This window comes from uncultured Lutibacter sp. (genome assembly GCF_937891065.1).
In the GTDB taxonomy this organism is placed as follows: Bacteria; Bacteroidota; Bacteroidia; order Flavobacteriales; family Flavobacteriaceae; genus Lutibacter.
On record NZ_CALAEQ010000272.1, the window covers coordinates 1 to 4,451 of the forward strand.

The window sequence follows — 4,451 nt, forward strand, 5'->3', positions numbered from 1 at the left end:
TACTATGATATTTGTCATATTAAACTAATAAAACGTAAAAAAAGAAACACAAAATGCATCTATAATATAATAAATTGCTTTTTAACTTCACTTATTAATTACTTTTGAAATGAATGAAGTTTTAAAAAGTTGTATCAACAAATAGACCTCTATCGGTAATAGAAGTAGTTAGAATGACAAACCCAAAAGTTCAACCTTTAATCGTTTATATCATTGGCAGGTTAAAAGAGGGATATATTTTTTGGTTTTATAATTATTTTTAATACATGAGACAAAGCCGAAGTGTTCTATCATCAATACTTTTTGCTCAATTAAATTTTAAGGATGATAAATTCAGACCTTCTATTTAGTTGATTAAGAATATCGGAACAAGGAACTCCATTTTTACATTCGTTTAATAGTTGAGTTTCTCCATATCCAGTAGCTTTAATAATTCTTTCAGTATTAATGCCTTTTGAAATAATATAATCTCTTGTAGCTTTTGCTCTTCTATCTGATAAGGCCAAATTATAATCATCTAGTCCTCGTGAGTCCGTATGTGATTCTATATTTAAAACCATCATAGGATATTGATTCATAAGCAATACCACTTTATCCAATTGAATGGCAGCATCTTTCCTAATATTGGATTTATTAAGATCAAAGTAGATAATTCCAATCTTAATTTTAAGTAAACCGTTTTCTTCAACAATAAGTTCATTTGTAAAGTCCAATCCTATTGGAACAACAGTTTCTCCTCTTTTATCATTCGTCAAGATAGGTTTTTCAGTGCTTTTATATCCTATTTTTTGAACTTTAATAAGATATTCCATATTACAATTTAACTCATAACTAAAAATGTATTCTCCATTAATTTTAGTTTCTGTTTCTTCTAATTCATCACCATTGGTAGCGCATAAAATAACTGTCACATTTGAAATCCGTTCTCCTGTTAAATTATTAGATATATATCCATTTATGGCTTGTTTACATGATTTTGTTGAAATTCTATCAAAATAATAGATATCGTCATCTCCTTTCCCTGAGTTTCTATTAGAACATACAAATCCGTTATTTTTTTCTTCATTAACAATGTAACCGAAATCGTCTAAAACACTATTTAGAGGTGCTCCTAAATTTACTGGAGTTTCGAAAATGGTATTGTAATTACTTTCAAAAATATCTAATCCTCCCAATCCCAAATGCCCATCAGAAGCAAAATACAATTTTTTTTCAGTAACAAAAGGAAACATTTCTCTTCCTGAAGTATTTATAGATGTTCCTAAATTTCGGGGTCGTGAATATTCATCTTCGCCTAAAATATCAACTACAAAAATATCAGTAGCACCTATTGAACCAGGCATATCCGAAACAAAATATAATTTAGTTCCATCCTTGCTAAGTGCTGGATGACCTACAGAATATTCTTCACTATTAAAAGGTAATTCTTTTATATTACCCCAATCTACTTTTCCATTTTCATCTTCAATTACAGCAGCACTATAAAGTTTCAGTCTGTTAATTCCAACCTTATCTATTCCTTTATTCCCATTATAATTGTTTCTAGTATAATATACTTTTTTGAAATCTGATGTAAAAGATAATGTAGCTTCGTGGTATTTAGAATTCAATGCTCTTGAAAATTCTTTAATTAAGGTAACATCAGCATTCTTAGAGTTAATACTACCTATATAAAGATTTAAAAAAAGAGGTTTATTCACATTATATTTATTTGTTTGATAATATGATGAATCTTTAGCAGATGCGTAAATTAATTTATCACCATAATACATAGGACCAAAATCTGAAAATACCGTATTTATTGAAAGATTATTTAAAACAAACTGTTGTTCCTTTTCTAAAATATTTTTTAAAGCTATTTCATTTTGAACTGGTTTTTCTGAATTGATATTAGCTCTTTCTGAAAATTCTTTCATCCATTTTCTAGCTGCCTTATATTTTCCAATACCTTGAAATGATTGTGCATATCTAAAAATATATTCCTGCCCTATTTCCCCTTTATATTCTGTTATTAATTTGCCATACCATTTATTGGCATCTTCCATATTAGTATTAAAGTAATAGGCATCTCCAATCTTTTGAAGAATTTCTTTTGATATATCTCCGTTAGCTATAGCAATTTCATATTGTTTGATGGCTTCATTATATTGCATCTTCTCAAAAAAAATATCAGCTATTTTGTATTTTTCTTGTGTAAAACCTATAGCTGTTATGCTCATAAAAATTACAATAATTATATTTTTCATATTACTTAATTTAAAAGAATCTTAACATTTTATTTCTTTTTAATACTTACTTAACAATGAGATTAGAAAAATCTAGGTGATATTACTTTTCCAAATCTATTAAAGAAATCATATTTCAAATATATTTCGTGTGTCCCAGAATTATAACTTGCTAATCTAGTTGTTTCTAAATCATAGCCATATCCTATAAAAAAAGAATCACTTGCTTGAAAACCAACCATTGCACTAACAGCAGCATTTAATCTATAAGCCGCTCCTGCAGTAAATTTTTCATTAATTAAAAAATTTCCTGATATATCTATTTGTAGAGGTGCACCTTGTACCAACTTTGTTAGTAATGCTGGTTTAAATTTCACATCAGAGCTTATCTCAAATACGTGACCCGCAATTAAATAATAATGAATTCTTTCTTGAGCAATAAGACTACTCGCTCCTACATTTGCATATTTATCAAAATGCTTGGTTTCTAATAAATTTGGAGCAGATAACCCTATATATGATTTATCTGAATACAAATACAATCCAACACCTACATTTGGTGAAAACTTGTTTTCAATATTTGTTTCAAAACTATAATCATTTTGAGAATATTGATTCAATTTGGTAAAATCAATATTCAATAAATTTCCACTAGCTTTTAAACCAAATGCTAACTTGTAAGTATCAGATATTAATATTGTATATGAGAAATCTATCGCAACATTACTTTCGTCTGAAGGACCAATTTTATCATTAATAATAGACAAACCTAAACCAACGCTACTCCTATTAATTGGTGCATGGACAGAAACATTTGTGGTTACTGGAGCTCCATCAAGACCAACCCATTGTGAACGGTTTAAAAGGAAAAGACTCACCCCTACATTAGAACCAGCATATGCAGGATTAATGCTAATAGTGTTATACATATACTGCGTGAATTGCGCATCCTGTTGAGCATAATTAGAACCAGCTAGAAGCATTAAACCCAATACTAATATTTTATTTTTCATTTATTTACTTTTAGTATACCTAAGGGATATGCTCCCTTAGGTATTAAATTTAATTATCTATCTTCTGTTTATATACAAATAACCTGCTTTTTGCTGAACGTTATTAGTTCCATCTTTATATTTCAAGATGTAATAATAAGCACCATCTGGTAATTCTCTAGATTTATTAACCGTTAAACGACCTTCAGAAATTCCTTTAAATGCTCTATCTGTGTTATTGTAATGGTCACGTTCAAAGACTAAACCACCCCAACGGTTATAAATCTCTACTCTATTATCTGAATAACATTCTAAACCTCGAATATAGAATACATCATTATCACCATCACCGTTAGGTGAAACTGCATTAAACACTTCAATTATACATCCTGAAATTCCTAGTATAGTAGGATTATCTCCATAATTATCTAAATCATCTGATGAATCTCCTACAACAACACCTCTAGGGCTTGTTCCGCTTACAGATGCTTGATTAGTTACACTTCCAAAATTAATATCGTCTTGTTTAATTACATAAGTAGCTGTAAATGAATCATCATCAAATTCACCTGCTGCTAAAGATATTGGATTACCTGAAACTGCGACTCCTGGTAACGGATCTGTAATTGAAATATTTGACAATGCTACATTACCTATATTACTAACCGTAAAGTTGTATGTAATTGTTTCTCCAGCTTGTGCATAGCCATCTGAATTATCATCATTAAATACTGCAGTTTTAACAATTGCAATTGCTGGTCTTTGTTCTAATGAAGTAATTGTTGGATTATCATCACCATCATTAGAATTACCATTATCAGAAGCATCAGAAATTTCATTACCTAAAACATCTACACCAGATACAATAGCTGTATTAGTTACACTACCAGTATCAATATCAGCTTGTGTAATTGTATAATAAGCATTTACATTAGCATTAGCATTTGGCTCTAACATTCCAACTACCGCAATCGGAGTTTCTGAAATTAAAGGATCATTTATAATGATATTGTTTAAAGTAACATTTCCAGTATTTGTAATTGTAAATGTATACGTAATAATATCACCAACCGCTCCTTCTCCTCCAGTGATAGCTGTTTTAATTAACTCAATTGATGGGTCAGAAGCAACTACTACTGTAATAGTAACAACCGCATTTGAAGAATCTCCATCAACATCAGTTATCGTATAAACAAAACTATCTGTTCCAAAGAAATAAATATCAGGAGTATAT

The 4,451-nt window shown here is 29.4% G+C and carries 3 protein-coding genes; all 3 read right to left on the reverse strand.

The window, feature by feature from the left end; genetic code table 11:
• Positions 1-311: 311 nt before the first annotated feature.
• Positions 312-2,246 (reverse strand): OmpA family protein, encoded by a 1,935-nt coding sequence (locus Q0352_RS14610; protein WP_299528844.1) that lies wholly within the window; start codon positions 2,244-2,246, stop codon positions 312-314.
• 62 nt (positions 2,247-2,308) lie between these two features.
• Entirely contained in the window at positions 2,309-3,238 is a 930-nt protein-coding gene (locus Q0352_RS14615) for a type IX secretion system membrane protein PorP/SprF (protein WP_299528847.1), read from the reverse strand.
• Between the two features lie 57 nt (positions 3,239-3,295).
• Positions 3,296-4,451: gliding motility-associated C-terminal domain-containing protein (locus Q0352_RS14620; RefSeq protein WP_299528850.1), on the reverse strand; the 1,156-nt coding region annotated here is incomplete at its 5' end.